The organism is Cupriavidus sp. UYPR2.512 (assembly GCF_000379565.1).
GTDB lineage: Bacteria > Pseudomonadota > Gammaproteobacteria > Burkholderiales > Burkholderiaceae > Cupriavidus.
In genome coordinates, this window is record NZ_KB903151.1 from 172,542 (window position 1) to 188,515 (window position 15,974).

Genomic DNA, 15,974 nt, shown 5'->3' on the forward strand with positions numbered 1-15,974 from the left:
CGTGGGGCGCACAAACCGTTGGGTACAATCGCCCCTTCTCTCAAATCTCGTACAGGAAAGAAGCGCATGTCCCAGATCGACAACGCCGCGCTGGCGCAGCTGTTCACCGAAGCCCGCACGCACAACGTGTGGCAGGACCGCCACGTAGACGACGCCGTGCTGCACCAGATCTATGAAGCGATGAAGTTCGGCCCGACCGCTGCCAACAGCAGCCCGGCGCGCATCGTGTTCGTCAAGAGCGCTGCCGAGAAGGCGCGCCTGGTGGACTGCGTGTCGGCCGGCAACGTCGACAAGACCCGTTCGGCGCCGGTGACGGCCATCATCGCCTTCGACACCGCCTTCCACGACCAGCTGCCCAAGCTGTTCCCGCACGCCGATGCCCGTTCCTGGTATGCCGGCAACGCCGCGAAGATCGCCCGCGACGCACTGGTGAACAGCTCGCTGCAAGGCGGCTACTTCATCCTGGCGGCGCGCGCGCTGGGCCTGGACTGCGGCCCGATGGGCGGCTTCGATGCCGACAAGGTCAACGCAGCCTTCTTCCCCGATGGCAAATGGCAGGTCAACTTCCTGTGCAACCTGGGCTACGGTGAGGCCGACAAGCTGTTCCCGCGCGGCCCGCGCCTGTCGTTCGACGAAGCCTGCCGCATCGTCTGACCGCGCTGCGCAGCAACGGTGCCAGAACAAAAAAGCGACCCGCCGTGGTCGCTTTTTTGTCTGGCACGCGGCAGCGGCTTCAGGCCGTCCACTCCTGCACGGGATGGCAGGCCAGGTAGCGCTGGGGTTCGGCAATGCCAAGCCGCGCGCGGGCCGCGTCGATGGGTTCATGCAGCAGCTTCTCATAGTCCTCGCCCAACAGCCATCGGGCGCGGCGGCCCAGCCGGTAGCCCTCCAGCACGGCCCGCGCAAAGGCCAGGCTGCCGCTCACGCGCAGGCTCTTCAGCGACGCCGCGATGGCGATGAAGGCCCAGCCCTTGCCGCCGGTCTGAGCATAGCTGAATGCCACCAGTGCGGCTTCGCCAAGGCTTTCATCGGCCCGGTAGCCCGTGAGCACATGCCAGATGTCGTGGATGTCGCGCGTACGCCGGCCGAACCACATATAGGCGTCCTCGACCACCGGCTCCTGGTCCAGGTTCGAGACCTTGGCCAGCCCGTCAGCGCTGTAGCCGGTTTGTTCCAGGAACGCGCGATAGGCCGCGCCCACCGTGCCCGGTGCGAACCTGGCCACGTAGGCGGGATCGGACAGACGCTCCGCCAGTTCGATGCGCTGGTAGACCATGCGCCGCCCGTCGGGCGTGCTCAGCAGACGGTTGAAGTTGCGGGGCATGGACGGCCCGTTGAGCGCGCGCATGATGCGGAACACCTGCTCCGTGTCGTTGCCATTCGCCATCAGCTTGCGAACCGCCTTGAGCGCGGTGAAGACATCCTGCTTGTAGGGGTTGGAACCGGTCGGGGTGGCCATGGGTGGGGCTCCGTGGATCAGGCGACCTGCGCCTGGGCCGGTGCGGATACATGCAGCCGGGCGGCGGCGTCGCGGACGAAATCGACGCTGGTATCGATGGCGGTCACTGGCAGCATATGCCCGCCGCTGACCAATGTCAGCGTGGCGCCCGGGACCTTGGCGACAAGCGCTTCGCCATGCTCGGCGAAGTCCAGGATGCGGTCTTCGCGGCCGTAGAGGACACTGACCGGCGCGCGCAGCGTGCCGTAGCGGTGCAGCAGCGCCGGCAGGCTATGCGCGGCACCGATCAGGTCTTCGGACGCGGCCAGGAAGTGGCAGGGCCGCAGCGCCAGCAAGCCGCCTCCGCGCGTCGGGAAGTCGTCCGGCACCGGGTCCGGGCCGAACACGATGTCCATGACGGCTTCGCGGCGCCGTATCGACATCGGCACCACCAGTGTCCACGCCATCAGCCGGCGCAGCCAAGCACTGTGCACGGTCATGGCCTGGAATACCGGCGAGATCGCCTTGGGCGGGTGCGTGAGCGGCGCGATCAGTGCCAGCCCGCCCACGCGTTCGGGGTGGTGGATGGCCAGCGCCAGCGCAATCGCACCACCGAGCGAATGGCCCACCACCAGCGGACGCTCCAGGCCAAGCTTGTCGCACAGCGCGGCGAGCGCGGCGGCCTGCGCCGGCAAGTCCGCGGCGCTGCCCGGCGTGCGTGTGGAGTGGCCCGCGCCGGGCCGGTCGACGGCGATCACGCGGAAGTGCTCGGCAAGCGGCTCGATCATGCCGTAGCCAAAATTCTCGAGCTGGCCGGACAGGCCATGGACCAGCAGCACCGCCGGGCCCTGGCCGCGCTCCACCACATGCAGCCGCGCGCCGGGCACGTCGACAAAGCGGCCGGGCGGCGGCATGGCGGCTTCGATGCGCCGGGCGGTGCGCCACGTGTACAGGTACAGCGACGCGCCCAGCACCAGGATCAGCCCGATCAGCACCGCCAAGACGGTCAGGACGATGCTCATGATTGCACCTCGCCGGCGGCAACGGCCGGCACCGTGTTGTTGTCCGTGGTGTCCTGGCTGTCCCGGTGCGCCCGGTGTGCCAGGGGAGAGGGCGGCGGGACATCGAACTGCAACACGCCGTCTGCGATGCGCCCGTGCCGGATCGTCAGCAGGTCTTGCAGGTAGTTCTGGTGCACGCGCCATGGCTTGCGATGACCTTGCCGGGGCAGCACGGTGGCGGCACGCTGCACGTAGCCTGAGGTGAAATCCAGGAACGGGGTCGGCTCTACGTCAGCGGGGGCGCGCGGCACGGCGATGCGGTGGGCGTGGCGATCCATATGACGCAGCAGGCGGCACACGTACTCGGCCGTGAGGTCGGCCTTGAGCGTCCACGAGGCATTGGTGTACCCGAAGGCCAGCACCAGGTTGGGCACATCGCTCAGCATCATCCCCTTGTAGGCCAGGCATTCGGCGGGGCGGCGCGCGTGGCCGTCCACGGTGAGCGCAATGTCGCCCAGCATGTTCAGCTTCAGGCCCGTGGCCACCACCACGACATCCGCGGCCAGCGTCTTGCCGCTGGCCAGCACGATGCCGTCTTCGGTGAACCGGTCGATGGTGTCGGTCACCACCGAGGCGCGCCCGTCGCGGAGCGCGCGGAACAGGTCGCCGTCGGGCACCAGGCACAGGCGCTGGTCCCAGGGCCTGTAGCGGGGCGTGAAGTGGGTGCCGACGTCATAGCCTGGCGCCAGTTGCGCTGCCGCCATGCCGATCAGGCGCTGCCTGACGCGGTCCGGCCGGCGCCGCGCCAGCTGGAAGAACATCATGCCCAGCAGCACGTTCTTCCAGCGCGTGGCGGCGTAGGCCAGCCGCTCCGGCAGCACGCGGCGCAGCTTGCGGGCGATGGCGTCTTCGCCGGGACGCGTCACGATATAGGTGGGCGAGCGCTGCAGCATCGTCACGTGCGCCGCGCTTTTTGCCATGGCCGGCACCAGCGTGACCGCCGTGGCGCCGCTGCCGATCACCACCACGCGCTTGCCCGCGTAGTCGAGCGATTCGTCCCAGAACTGCGGATGCACCATGCTGCCGCGGAATTGCGCTTCGCCTGCAAATTCGGGCCGGTGGCCCTCGGCATAGCTGTAATAGCCTGCGCACACATAGAGCAAGCGTGTGCGCAGGCGCAGCCGGCTGCGGTCCGCCGTGCGTTCGGCTTCGACCGTCCAGCAGGCTTCGCCGCTGTCCCATGCCGCGCTGACGACCTGATGGCCGAAGCGGATATGCGACGTGATGCCGGCCTCTTCAGCGGTTTCGCGGATGTAGGCGCGAATCGACGGCCCGTCGGCGATGGCCTTGGCGCCGCGCCAGGGCTTGAAGCGGTAGCCCAGCGTGTACATGTCCGAATCCGAGCGGATGCCGGGGTAGCGGAACAGGTCCCAGGTGCCGCCCATGGCCTCGCGCGCCTCCAGGATGGCGTAGCGCTTGCCGGGGCAGCGCATTTGCAGCTGGCGCGCGGCGCCGATGCCGGACAGGCCGGCGCCTACGATCAGGACATCAAGGACTGCGTCATCGGAACTTGGGGCGGTCATGGGGGAATCCGGACGAGTGGCGCTTCTGACAACATAGATTGTCAGAAGCGATCCGGCAAGTAATCTGACAATAGGGAATGCCATAATGGCGCGCATGACGACCGAGCTCACCCCCGCGCGCCGCTACCGCGGCGCCGAAGCCGAAGAACGACGTGCCCAACGCCGTGTGCAGCTGATTGCCGCGGCCGTGCAGGTCTACGGCGAGCGCGGCTACCAGAACGCCACCGTCAAGGCCGTGTGCGAGGCCGCGGGCCTGACCGAACGGTATTTCTATGAGTCGTTTGCCAACAGCGAGGCCTTGCTGCTGGCATCGTTTCAAACGGTGACCCACCGCTTGCTGCACACCCTCGCCCTGGCGGGCGAGGGGGGCGGAGGCAACGGCCAGCAACGCGCACTGGCCATGCTGCGGGCGTATTTCGGGGCACTGCAGCGCGAGCCGCGTTCAGCGCGGGTGTTCCTGGTGGAAATCCGCGGCGTCAGCAAGCTTGTCGACGGGGCGCTGGCGGATTCGCTGGATGAATTCGGCGGGCTGCTGGCGCAAGCCCTGCTGCCGCCGGGACGCAAGCTGGATCCGTTGCTGACGGCGGGGGTGGCGGGCGGCGTCGTCCACATCGCCCTGCGCTGGATCACGCACGGCTACGCGCCCGATGTGGAGGTGGTCGCGCACACGGCGCTACAGCTGGCCCTGGTGCTGGCGCACCAGCCGGACTAGGACACTAGGCCCGGGTCACAGCTGCGGCGCCGGCGTCTTTTCCCTGAACTCGCATAGCGGCTCGATCACGCAGTGCCAGCACTCGGGCTTGCGGGCCTTGCAGACGTAGCGGCCATGCAGGATCAGCCAGTGGTGGGCATCGTGCAGGAACTCATGCGGGACGCACTTGAGCAGTTTCTGCTCGACGATCTGCACGGTCTTGCCCGGCGCCAGCCCGGTGCGGTTCGATACCCGGAAGATATGCGTGTCCACCGCGATGGTGGGCTCGCCGAACGCGGTGTTGAGCACCACGTTGGCGGTCTTGCGGCCCACCCCCGGCAGGGCCTCCAGCGCTTCACGCTCGGGCGGGACCTTGCCGCCGTGGCGCTCGACCAGGATGCGGCAGGTTTCGATCACGTGCTTCGCCTTGGTCTTGTACAGCCCGATGGTCTTGATGTACTCGCCGAGGCCGGCTTCGCCCAGGTCCAGCATCTGCTGCGGGGTATGCGCCACCGGGAACAGCCGCCGCGTGGCCTTGTTGACGCCGACGTCGGTCGCCTGCGCCGACAACAGCACGGCGATCAGCAACTCGAACGGCGAGCTGTATTCCAGTTCGGTGGCCGGGGCAGGGTTGGTTTCGCGCAGCGTCTCAAAGATGGCACGGCACTTGGCGGCATTCATTGTTTTTCTTCTGGGTCGGTATTGGCGTTCTGGCCGGATGCAGGCTCGGCAAGTCCCGCACGCGCGCGCCGTGCTTCGGCGGCGTCGATCTGAGCCTGCACCGCGGCCGAGACGTTCTCCGTATTGCGCGGCTTTGCGGCCAGCTGCTTCTGCCGGGCGCGTTCGATGGCGGCCTGGATGATGGCGCGCTTGCGTTCCTGCGCGGCGCGCTCGGCATCGTTCTCCGGCGCTTCGGCCTGCACCGCGGCCAGCTTGGCGGCGGCCTTGGCGGCCAGGCGCGCGTCGTTTTCTTCGCGCTCGCGCACCAGCCGCGCATTGCGCGCCAGGTAGCGCGCGTGCGCGGCATCGGCCTGCGCCTGCGACCACGCGGCCCAGCCGGTGCGCTCACCGGTGACCGGAACCATGTCGATGCAGTCGACCGGGCATGGCGCCACGCACAGGTCGCAGCCGGTGCACCAGTCAGGGATCACGGTATGCATCTGCTTGGCGGCGCCGGCAATCGCATCGACCGGACAGGCCTGGATGCAAAGCGTGCAGCCGATGCAAAGGCTCTCGTCGATGCGGGCCACCGCGCGCGGCTGCTCGCTGCCGCGTTCCGGGTCCAGCGGCAGCGGTTCGGTGCCCAGCACCGCGGCCAGGCGCGCGATCCCTTGCGCGCCGCCGGGCGGGCAGCGGTTGCAGGCGGCTTCGCCGCTGGCCATGGCTTCAGCGTAGGGGCGGCAGCCGTTGAAGCCGCATTTGGTGCACTGGGTCTGGGGCAGCAGCGCTTCGATGCGGTCGGCAAGGGACTTGACGGCGGGATTCACGACTACGGGCAGGAAATCAGGGGACAAAACAGGGGTCAAGGCCGGATCAGAACGGTCAAGAACGATATTTGCGGGGCGCTGTGAGGGTTTGGCGACATAACAGCCGAACCCTGCGGCGGACAATAGGCCAGCAACCCTGCGGCACCGGGGTCTCTGTGGACCCTGCGCGCCATCGCTCCGCAAGGATTATCCCCGATTTCGCCGGCGGGCAGAAACGGCGATGATGCGCGCACCGCCGGATTGCCGCATTCCGGCCTATGCCATAATCCGCGCAACGATCGACCAGCCACCCCATGTCAACTGAGCCCAAGACCAAACGCGACCCGGAAGGGACGCGCCGACGCATCCTCGCTGCGGCCACCGAGGAATTCGCCAAGGGGGGTCTGGCCGGCGCCCGCGTCGACCAGATTGCCCGGCGTGCGGAAACCAACGAACGCATGCTGTACTACTACTACGGCAGCAAGGAAGGCCTCTTCCTGGCGGTGCTTGAGAAGCAATACGCCAATTTCCGCGCCGACGAGGAGCAGCTGCACCTCGTCGACGAAGACCCGGTCCAGGGCGTGCGCACGCTGGCGCGTTTCGTCTGGGACTGGTATTACGAGCATCCGGAGTTCATCCGCCTGGTCAACAGCGAGAACCTGCACGAGGCCCGGCACCTGAAGAAGTCGGCGCAGCTGCAGCAGCTGATCAACCCGGTGGTGGATGTGCTGGCCGACGTGATCCGGCGCGGGCAGGAACAAGGCGTGTTCCGCGACAATATCGACGTGCCGCAGTTCTACCTGACGATTTCCGCGCTGGGCTACTACGTGCTGTCCAACCGCTACACCATCAGCGCCGTGATCGGTCGCGACGTGGCCTCGCAGCAGGAGCATGAGCGCTTTGCCGAGCTGCACTCGGAAATGCTGCTCAGCTACCTGAAGAAGCACTGAACCTCCCGGCCCGAACCCGCAAGAAGAAACGCCCGCGATCGCGGGCGTTTTTTTACTTGGTGGCCGAGGCCTGATGGTACTTGCGGATAAAGTCGCGCAGCTGCGGGTAGATCTCCTCGCGCCAGCGCCGGCCCGAGAAGATGCCGTAGTGGCCGCAGTGTTCCGCATTCAGGTGCTGCTTGCGGGCTTTCGGAATGCCAGCGCACAGGTCGTGCGCCGCGGCGGTCTGGCCCGCGCCGGAGATGTCGTCCAGCTCGCCCTCGATGGTCATCAGCGCGGTGCTCTTGATGTCCTGCGGCCGCACCGGATTGCCGTCGATGGCCCAGGTGCCGTTGGCCAGGCGGAATTCCTGGAATACCTCGCGGATGGTGTCGAGGTAGTACTCGGCGGCCATGTCGAGCACTGCGTTGTATTCGTCGTAGAAGCGCACGTGGGCTTCGGCGTCGTCCGCATCGCCTTCGACCAGGCTCAGGTAGAAGTCATAGTGCGACGACAGGTGGCGGTCCGGGTTCATCGCCACGAAGCCGGCATGCTGCAGGAAGCCCGGGTACACGCGGCGCCCGTGGCCGGGGTAGTTGGCTGGCACGGTGTAAATGACGTTGTTCTCGAACCACTCGAACGACTTGTTGGTCGCCAGCGAGTTGACCGAGGTGGGGCTCTTGCGGGCGTCGATCGGGCCGCCCATCATGGTCATGGTGCGCGGCGTCTTCTCGCCGGCCGAGGCCATCAGCGAGATCGCGGCCAGCACCGGTACCGTGGGCTGGCACACCGAGATCACATGCAGGTTCTCGGCGCCGATATGGCGGATGAATTCCTGGATGTAGTAGATGTAGTCGGACAGGTGGAACGCGCCATTCTCCACCGGCACCATGCGTGCGTCGATCCAGTCGGTCACGTAGACCTTGTGGTCCTGCAGCAGCGTGCGCACCGTGTCGCGCAGCAGCGTGGCATGGTGGCCCGACAGCGGCGCGGCCACCAGCACCACGGGCTCATCCTTGAGCAGCTTGATGGTCTCCGGGTCGTCGGCATAGCGCTTGAAGCGCACCAGCTTGCAGAAGGGCTTCTCGAGCACGGTCTGCTCGACGATGGGGATGTCGCGCCCGTTGGAGCGCACCGACTTGATGTCGAATTCCGGTTTTTCGTATTCCTTGCCGAGCCGGTACAACAGTTCATAGCCGGCAGCCAGGCGGGGTGCGCCGGGAACCAGCGAGAGCGGGCTGAGGGGGTTGGTGAAGGTCTTGGCCGTGGCCTGGGCCCACGCGGTCAGCGGGTGCAGGATTGAGCGCTGGAACTCATGCAATTGGTAGAGCATGCCTTTTCTGCCTGGGGGTCTAGCTATGAGGTACGTACTACCAGGTACTAATGTACTGACAATACACCGTGGATCGTGCCGCCGATTATGCCTTTAATCGAACGACCGTGCTAACGATCTTGCTGTGCAGCATATACCTTAAAGTACATCCATTGGTGCGGAAAACAATAAGGCAAAAGGCTGATTTCTTGATGACATTGGCCGATAAATCGTAAACAAATGCAAAAAGCGGCCGAAGCCGCTTTTTGTGCAATTGCTTTGTGACGCTTGCGCCAGTCGCCACCGTGGTGCGGGATGGCGATTTCAAAGGGCTTTTACATCACAGCTGCGATCGCATCGACGACAGCGTCGATGTTGCGGCTGTTCAGCGCGGCCACGCAGATGCGGCCGGTGCCGACGGCGTAGATGCCGTGCTCATTGCGCAGGCGGTCCACCTGGGCCGAGGTCAGGCCCGAGTACGAGAACATGCCGCGCTGTGCCTTGACGAAGGAGAAGTCGCCCGGCACGCCCTTGGCGGCCAGCTTGTCCACCAGCGCATGGCGCATCAGCTTGATGCGGTCGCGCATCTCGGCCAGTTCTTCTTCCCACATGGCGCGCAGTTCCGGGCTGTTCAGCACGGTGGCGACCACGGTGCCGCCGTGCGTCGGCGGGTTGGAATAGTTGGTGCGGATCACGCGCTTGACCTGCGACATCACGCGCTGCGCTTCTTCCTTGCTGGTGGTGACGATCGACAGCGCGCCCACGCGCTCGCCGTACAGCGAGAAGCTCTTCGAGAACGAGCTCGACACGAAGAAGGGCAGGCCGGAGTCCGCGAACAGGCGCACGGCGGCGCCGTCCGGGTCGATGCCGTCGGCAAAGCCCTGGTAGGCCATGTCCAGGAACGGGATCAGGTTGCGTTCCTTGACCAGTTCCACCACCTGCTTCCACTGCTCGGGCGACAGGTCCACGCCGGTCGGGTTGTGGCAGCAGGCGTGCAGCACGACGATGGTGTTGGCCGGGAACGACTTCAGCGATTCCACCATGCCGGCAAAGTTCAGGCCGTGGCTGGGGGCGTCGTAGTAGGCATAGTTGACCACCGGGAAGCCGGCGGATTCGAACAGTGCGCGGTGGTTTTCCCAGCTCGGGTCGCTGATGGCGACCTTGGCGTCCGGGTACAGGCGCTTCAGGAAGTCGGCGCCGATCTTCAGCGCACCGGTGCCGCCGAGTGCCTGTGCCGTCACTACGCGGCCTTCCGTGATCAGCGGCGATTCCTTGCCGAACAGCAGCGTCTGCACGGCCTGGTCATAGGCGGCGATGCCTTCGATCGGCAGGTAGCCACGCGGGGTGGCCGTGGTCAGGCGCGCCTTTTCTGCCTCCTGGACGGCGCGCAGCAGGGGGATTTTCCCTTCGTCGGTGAAGTACACGCCAACGCCCAGGTTGACCTTGGTCGGGCGGGTGTCGGCATTGAAGGCTTCGTTGAGGCCCAGGATCGGGTCGCGCGGGGCCATCTCGACGGCAGAAAACAAACTCATTTGGAATCTCGTGGTCGGCTATGTAGGAAAACGGAAGGCGTAGAATGCTCCGTACTGCGCAGGGGCTGGCAGGCCCCGTTCACTCGGCTTGAAGCGGGGCTGACAACCCCAAGATTCTAGCGTATCCGCCCGTTTTCCTGAGGTATTTCCCTAATTCCGCCCCCTATGACGAACCTTGCCGAAGCCGCGCCGGCCCTGGACGAAGACAAATTCGTCACATTTCCCGGCTCCCCGTTCCAGCTATACCAGCCGTTCCCGCCCGCCGGCGACCAGCCGGAGGCCATCCGGCAGCTGGTGGAGGGGGTGGACGACGGCCTGTCGTTCCAGACGCTGCTGGGCGTCACGGGTTCGGGAAAGACCTTCACCATGGCCAACGTGATCGCACGCATGGGGCGGCCGGCCATCGTGTTTGCCCCGAACAAGACGCTGGCGGCGCAGCTCTATGCGGAATTCCGTGAATTCTTCCCGCGCAACGCCGTCGAGTATTTCGTCAGCTACTACGATTACTACCAGCCCGAGGCCTACGTCCCGCAGCGCGACCTGTTTATCGAGAAGGACTCGTCGATCAACGAGCATATCGAGCAGATGCGGCTGTCGGCGACCAAGAGCCTGCTGGAGCGCCGCGACACGATCATCGTGGCAACCGTCTCAGCGATCTATGGTATCGGCAACCCGACCGAATACCACCAGATGATTCTCACCTTGCGCGCCGGCGACAAGATCAGCCAGCGCGATGTGATCGCGCGGCTGATCGCGATGCAGTACACCCGCAACGAGACCGACTTCCAGCGCGGCACCTTCCGCGTGCGCGGCGACACTATCGACATCTTTCCGGCCGAGCATGCCGAGATGGCGGTGCGGCTGGAGATGTTCGACGACGAAGTCGAATCGCTCCAATTCTTCGATCCGCTGACCGGCCGCGTGCGCCAGAAAATTCCGCGCTTCACGGTCTACCCGTCGAGCCACTATGTGACCCCGCGGGAGACCGTGCTGCGCGCGATCGAGGCGATCAAGTCGGAGCTGCGCGAGCGGCTGGAATTCTTCCACAAGGAAAACCGGCTGGTGGAGGCGCAGCGGCTGGAGCAGCGCACCCGCTTCGACCTGGAAATGCTGTCCGAACTGGGCTTCTGCAAGGGTATCGAGAACTACTCGCGGCACCTGTCCGGTGCGCGCCCTGGCGAGCCGCCGCCGACGCTGGTCGACTACCTGCCGCCGGATGCGCTGATGTTCCTGGACGAGTCGCACGTGCTGATCGGCCAGCTCAACGGCATGTACAACGGCGACCGCGCGCGCAAGACCACGCTGGTGGAGTACGGTTTCCGGCTGCCCTCGGCGCTGGACAACCGGCCGCTGAAGTTCGATGAATTCGAGCGCAAGATGCGCCAGGTGATGTTCGTCTCGGCCACGCCGGCGCAGTTCGAGCAGGAGAATGCCGGGCAGGTGGTGGAGCAGGTGGTGCGTCCGACCGGGCTGGTCGATCCCATCATCATGGTGCGCCCGGCGACCACGCAGGTGGACGACCTGGTGTCCGAAATCCACACCCGCGTCGAGGCCGGCGAACGCGTGCTGGTGACCACGCTGACCAAGCGCATGGCCGAGCAGCTGACCGAGTTCCTCTCCGAGAACGGCGTCAAGGTGCGCTACCTGCACTCGGACATCGACACCGTCGAGCGCGTGGAAATCATCCGCGACCTGCGCCTGGGCACCTTCGACGTGCTGGTGGGCATCAACCTGCTGCGCGAAGGCCTGGATATTCCCGAGGTGTCGCTGGTGGCGATCCTGGATGCGGACAAAGAAGGCTTCCTGCGCGCCGAGCGCTCGCTGATCCAGACCATCGGCCGCGCCGCGCGCAACGTCAACGGTACCGCCATCCTGTACGCGGACCGCATGACGGAGTCGATGAAGAAGGCCATTGGCGAGACCGAGCGCCGCCGCGCCAAGCAGATCGCCTTCAACGAGGCCAACGGCATCACGCCGCGCGGCGTGGTCAAGCGCATCAAGGACATCATCGACGGCGTCTATAGCGTCAGCGATGCCAGGGCCGAGCTGCTGGCGGCGCAGGAGCAGGCCCGCTACGAGGACATGAGCGAGAAGCAGGTCTCCAAGGAAATCAAGCGCTTGGAAAAGCTTATGCTCGACCATGCCCGCAACCTGGAGTTCGAGCAGGCGGCGCAGGTGCGCGACCAGCTGGCCAAGCTCAAGGCGCAGGTGTTCGGCGCCAGCGGAGAGAGCGCGCTGCCGCCCGCCTGATACGCGCGGTGCCGGTTGCCGGCTCCGGCTGGCCTATAGTGAAATGCGTCACACCTGATCGGGGAGGCGCATCATGGTAAAGCTTGGACTATGGGTGCCGCTGGAAGCCAGGCCGGGCAAGGAGCAGGAGGTTGAGCAGTTCCTGCGCGACGGGCAGGCTCTGGTGGAGCAGGAGGCCGGCACCACGGCCTGGTTCGCGCTGCGGCTGGGCCCGTCGATGTTCGGCATCTTCGATGCTTTCCCCGATGAGTCGGCGCGCGAGGCGCACCTCGGCGGCAAGGTCGCGGCGGCGCTGATGGCCAGGGCGCCGGAACTGTTCATGGGAACGCCGCCGATCCAGAAGCTGGAGGTAGTGGCGGCCAAGCTGCCTTGATGGCGAACGACAAGGAGCTACGATGGAACGCCAGTTTGAATACGGCGGCTATGCGGTCGTGGTCAGCGCGATCCCGAATGCCGCCGGCGGGTTTGCGGCACAGATGCGCATCGCCGATGCCTTCGGCGAGCCTTCCGGCCCCAGCTTCGAGGCGATTGCGGGCGACGCGCCCACGCCCGAAGGGGCCATCGCCCTGGCGGAGGCCGGCGCCATGCGGGCGATCGACGCCGGCGAGGTCAACTAGTCCGCTGAATCATTGACATGACAGGCACCGACCAATTTCAGTGATTCAGTGGACAAGCCAGGTATGCCCCCATTTTCCGTGGAGAACCACAATGGCCGAAATCGGCGAATGGAAGAAGAAGGTCTATGAAACCCACGAGGTGCAGGTCCAGGTCAGACAGCGCTCACAGAGCGAATGGTCCTACACCGTGCGCGTCTGCCGCCCCGGCACCAATATCCGCGCCGCCGGCACGCTGACCGAGGCCTCGCGCATCACCGAGCACTACAAATCGCGCGAGGCCGCGGAAGTGGCGGGGTTTGCGCACGGCGAGCGGCTGGCCAAGCAGTTGGCCTGAGAGAGGCTGCGGGTAGAATTGCGGCTGGCTGGCCGGCGACCTTGCCGTGCGCCGGTGCGCCTGCCGTTCCACTCCCGCCTAGCCGTGATCCAATGAAGACATACGCCATCCTGATGTGTTGCATGGGAAACATCTGCCGTTCCCCGACGGCGGAGGGCGTGCTGCGCGCCAAGCTGGCTGCGGCCGGGCTGGACGCGCTGGTGGAGCTGGATTCGGCTGGCACGCATGAATACCACCTCGGCCGCGCTCCCGATCCCCGCACCCAGCGCCACGCGCTGCAGCGCGGCTATGACCTGTCCGCGCTGCGCGCGCGCAAGGTCGGACTGCCTGACTTCGACCGCTTCGACCTGATCCTGGCGATGGACCGCGAGAACCTGGCCGGCCTGGCGCGGCTGCGCCCCGACGCCGGCGCCAAGCTGCGCCTGCTGATGAGCTTCGCCACCCGCCACGATGCCGACGAGGTGCCGGACCCCTACTACGGCGAAGGCGATGGCTTCGAGCGCGTGCTCGACTACATCGAAGATGCCTGCGACGGCCTGGTGGCCGAGCTGCGCCAGCGCCTGCAAGGCAGCGCCGGCTGACCCGGGCGCCCGTTCCGTCGTCTTGTCTGCGGCCCGCGCCGCGACGCCACGCGCGCCGCGGCCGGCGGCCCGATTTCACGAGAATCCATGCTTCGCAAACTGTTCCGCAAATGGCGCGAATCGCGCAATGCCAGCCTGCAGCTCGATGCCATCCTGGCGGCGGCCGATCCTGAGGCGCCGCTGGCCGAGCGCAACGGCTGGCTGATCGAGCTGGGCTTCTGGATCCGCCGCGATGGCGGGCTGGGCGCCGACGCTGGTAGCCAGGACCCTGGTGCGGACCGCCGCCACCCCGAGCATGTGCGGCTGCGCTACCTCCTGCAGGTGCTGGAGCGGCATCCCGACTGGGCCGGGCGTTTTGCCCTGACGGTGCGCAGCCTGGTGCGCGAGAACGACCCCACGGGCCTGTTCTGCGATACCGGCGTGGCCCTGCACCCGGGCTTTGTCAGCGAGATGGTGGCCCGGCTGCAGAACCGCTTCCTGCCGCCGCCGCCCAACCGCAGCGACATGGCCGGGCTGTTTGCGCTGGTGTTTGTCGGTGACGAGGACGCAGAGTGGGTCGAGGCCATTGACGATGAACTGCTGGCGCGGCTGGCGCGTGTGCTGCAGGCCGGCAGCGCCGACGGCGAAGCGGCGGGCATGGCGCACTATCGCGATGCGCTGGGCCAGACGCTGGCCACCAGCATCGCGGTGCTGGTCAGCCAGGTGCGCGCCACCGGCCTCAGCCAGGCGATCCGTTCGCGCCTGGCCGGGCGCGTGGACGAGACGCCGTTCTTCCGCCTGGACGACGCCATCCAGGCCTTGCGTGAAGAGGGCCTGCGCCATGACGACAACAGCTTCGGCCATCGGCTGAACTATTTCCGCGCGCTGCTGGACGGCTGCGATGCCGCGATCCGCCATGTGTATGAGGACCTGGAAGAAAACGGCGTATCGATCGAGGTGGTGTTCCAGATCGAGCGCATGAAGGTGCAGCTCAGCCGCATCGAGCTGCTGCTGGCGGCCTGGGTCGAGCCCCACCGGCCCGGCATGCATGCGCACCTGGTGGCGGAGCTGATCCGATCGACCCAGGCCCGGCGCAGCATCTCGCACCTGGCCGGCACCTCGTTCGCGCAGCTGGCGCGCAAGGTGGTGGAGCGCTCGGCCGAGACCGGCGAGCACTACATCACGCGCGACCGCAGGGAATACGCCGAGCTGGTGCGCGCCGCGGCCGGCGGCGGCCTGGTCTCGGTGGCCACGGTGTACCTGAAGTTCCTGATCTACGGCTTGCACCTGGACAAGTTCACCGAAGGGCTGCTGGCCTCGCTTAACTATGCCGGCAGCTTCCTGGCCATCCATTTCGCGCACTTCACGCTGGCGACCAAGCAGCCGGCCATGACCGGGCCGGCGCTGGCGCACCGGCTGGACGGGGCGGGGCGGCCGGAAGGGCGCGAGGTATTCGTCGACGACACCATTGCCATGATCCGCTCCAACGCGGCGGCAATTGTCGGCAACCTGGCCGTGGTGTTCCCGGTGGCACTGGGCATCCAGTGGCTCGCGCACAAGCTGCTGGGCGCCAACCTGATCACGCCCGCCAAGGCGATTGCCACCATCGAATCGTTCTCGATCCTGGGCCCGACGCCGATCTACGCCGCCTTCACCGGCGTGCTGCTGTGGCTGTCCAGCCTGATTGCCGGCTGGGCCGACAACTGGTTCGCGCTGCACCGCGTGCATGACGTGATGGCCTACAACCGGCGCCTGCGCTACGTGCTGGGTGCGCGCGGCGCCACCCGGCTGGCGGATTTCTGGAAACGCAACCTGTCGGGCATTGTCGCCAATGTGTCGCTGGGCTTGCTGCTGGGCCTGGGGCCGGAAATCCTGAGCTTCTTCGGGCCGCATATGGAAGTGCGCCATGTGACGCTGTCGACTGGCTCGGTCGGCACCGCGATCGGCGTGCTGGGGCTGGACGCCCTGCGCATGCCGGCGCTGTGGCTGGCGGTGGCGGGCATTGCGCTGATGGGGATGCTGAACGTGGCGGTGAGCTTTGCGCTGGCGTTCAATATGGCGTTGCGTTCACGTAACCTGCGCCGCGTGGACCGCGCCGAAGTGAGCGCGGCCGTGCGGCGGCGCATCCTGAAACACCCGTTGTCGCTGGTGATGCCGCCCCGCGCGGCAGGCCGGGAAACGGCCACGGGCGGGCGAGAGGCCTGAGGGCGGAGTGGTGCGCTGCGGCAGGGGTAGTTGACTGAATTAGTCGGGTACCTTTA

General features: G+C 66.5%; 16 protein-coding genes. 9 read left to right on the forward strand and 7 right to left on the reverse strand.

Annotated features, from left to right (window positions below):
* The first annotated feature begins 66 nt into the window (after positions 1 to 66).
* Positions 67 to 654: a malonic semialdehyde reductase gene (locus tag A3A5_RS0125305; RefSeq protein WP_018313276.1), complete on the forward strand. Its 588-nt coding sequence runs from the start codon at positions 67 to 69 to the stop codon at positions 652 to 654.
* A 79-nt stretch (positions 655 to 733) separates the two neighbouring features.
* On the opposite strand, the gene A3A5_RS0125310 is transcribed toward A3A5_RS0125305, so the two are convergent.
* Genes A3A5_RS0125310 through A3A5_RS0125320 form a run of 3 tightly spaced genes read right to left on the reverse strand, consistent with a single transcriptional unit; the run spans position 734 to position 4,022 of the window.
* Positions 734 to 1,459: a Coq4 family protein gene (locus tag A3A5_RS0125310; protein ID WP_018313277.1), complete on the reverse strand. Its 726-nt coding sequence runs from the start codon at positions 1,457 to 1,459 to the stop codon at positions 734 to 736.
* 17 nt (positions 1,460 to 1,476) lie between these two features.
* Complete coding sequence (locus A3A5_RS0125315; RefSeq protein ID WP_018313278.1) at positions 1,477 to 2,460, reverse strand: alpha/beta fold hydrolase; 984 nt, start codon at positions 2,458 to 2,460, stop codon at positions 1,477 to 1,479.
* Positions 2,457 to 4,022, reverse strand: coding sequence for an NAD(P)/FAD-dependent oxidoreductase (locus A3A5_RS0125320; RefSeq protein WP_018313279.1), 1,566 nt, complete (start codon positions 4,020 to 4,022; stop codon positions 2,457 to 2,459). Before A3A5_RS0125320 ends, A3A5_RS0125315 begins: the two co-directional genes overlap by 4 nt.
* Positions 4,023 to 4,107: 85 nt before the next feature.
* On the opposite strand from A3A5_RS0125320, the gene A3A5_RS0125325 reads away from it, so the two are divergent.
* Positions 4,108 to 4,734 carry a TetR/AcrR family transcriptional regulator gene (locus A3A5_RS0125325; RefSeq protein WP_018313280.1) on the forward strand — a complete coding sequence of 209 codons (627 nt, stop codon included), beginning with the start codon at positions 4,108 to 4,110 and terminating at the stop codon, positions 4,732 to 4,734.
* A 15-nt stretch (positions 4,735 to 4,749) separates the two neighbouring features.
* Here the strand turns inward: A3A5_RS0125325 and nth are convergent, their stop codons facing one another.
* The gene (gene nth, locus A3A5_RS0125330) at positions 4,750 to 5,394 is read right to left on the reverse strand and encodes an endonuclease III (protein ID WP_018313281.1); all 645 of its coding nucleotides are present in this window, start codon (positions 5,392 to 5,394) and stop codon (positions 4,750 to 4,752) included.
* Positions 5,391 to 6,200: an electron transport complex subunit RsxB gene (gene rsxB / locus A3A5_RS0125335; RefSeq protein WP_018313282.1), complete on the reverse strand. Its 810-nt coding sequence runs from the start codon at positions 6,198 to 6,200 to the stop codon at positions 5,391 to 5,393. Before rsxB ends, nth begins: the two co-directional genes overlap by 4 nt.
* Before the next feature lie 293 nt (positions 6,201 to 6,493).
* Here rsxB and A3A5_RS0125340 point away from each other — a divergent pair, with 293 nt between their 5' ends.
* Positions 6,494 to 7,129 (forward strand): TetR/AcrR family transcriptional regulator, encoded by a 636-nt coding sequence (locus A3A5_RS0125340; RefSeq protein WP_013956107.1) that lies wholly within the window; start codon positions 6,494 to 6,496, stop codon positions 7,127 to 7,129.
* Between the two features lie 52 nt (positions 7,130 to 7,181).
* Here A3A5_RS0125340 and A3A5_RS0125345 read toward each other — a convergent pair whose 3' ends face one another.
* Entirely contained in the window at positions 7,182 to 8,441 is a 1,260-nt protein-coding gene (locus tag A3A5_RS0125345; RefSeq protein ID WP_018313283.1) for a polyhydroxyalkanoate depolymerase, read from the reverse strand.
* Positions 8,442 to 8,755: 314 nt separating this feature from the next.
* Positions 8,756 to 9,952, reverse strand: a complete 1,197-nt coding sequence (locus tag A3A5_RS0125350) for an amino acid aminotransferase (RefSeq protein WP_010809033.1) — start codon at positions 9,950 to 9,952, stop codon at positions 8,756 to 8,758.
* A gap of 165 nt (positions 9,953 to 10,117) precedes the next feature.
* Here A3A5_RS0125350 and uvrB point away from each other — a divergent pair, with 165 nt between their 5' ends.
* From uvrB to A3A5_RS0125380, 6 genes are all read left to right on the forward strand, one after another.
* Positions 10,118 to 12,202, forward strand: a complete 2,085-nt coding sequence (gene uvrB, locus A3A5_RS0125355; RefSeq protein WP_018313285.1) for an excinuclease ABC subunit UvrB — start codon at positions 10,118 to 10,120, stop codon at positions 12,200 to 12,202.
* 73 nt (positions 12,203 to 12,275) lie between these two features.
* Positions 12,276 to 12,575: a putative quinol monooxygenase gene (locus tag A3A5_RS0125360; protein WP_026201111.1), complete on the forward strand. Its 300-nt coding sequence runs from the start codon at positions 12,276 to 12,278 to the stop codon at positions 12,573 to 12,575.
* A gap of 22 nt (positions 12,576 to 12,597) precedes the next feature.
* Positions 12,598 to 12,819, forward strand: coding sequence for a hypothetical protein (locus tag A3A5_RS0125365; RefSeq protein ID WP_018313287.1), 222 nt, complete (start codon positions 12,598 to 12,600; stop codon positions 12,817 to 12,819).
* 91 nt (positions 12,820 to 12,910) lie between these two features.
* Positions 12,911 to 13,153, forward strand: coding sequence for a hypothetical protein (locus tag A3A5_RS0125370; protein ID WP_018313288.1), 243 nt, complete (start codon positions 12,911 to 12,913; stop codon positions 13,151 to 13,153).
* Between the two features lie 92 nt (positions 13,154 to 13,245).
* Positions 13,246 to 13,734, forward strand: coding sequence for a low molecular weight protein-tyrosine-phosphatase (locus tag A3A5_RS0125375; protein ID WP_018313289.1), 489 nt, complete (start codon positions 13,246 to 13,248; stop codon positions 13,732 to 13,734).
* Between the two features lie 87 nt (positions 13,735 to 13,821).
* On the forward strand, positions 13,822 to 15,918 hold the full coding sequence (locus A3A5_RS0125380) for a site-specific recombinase (protein ID WP_018313290.1): 2,097 nt from the start codon (positions 13,822 to 13,824) through the stop codon (positions 15,916 to 15,918).
* Positions 15,919 to 15,974: the final 56 nt, after the last annotated feature.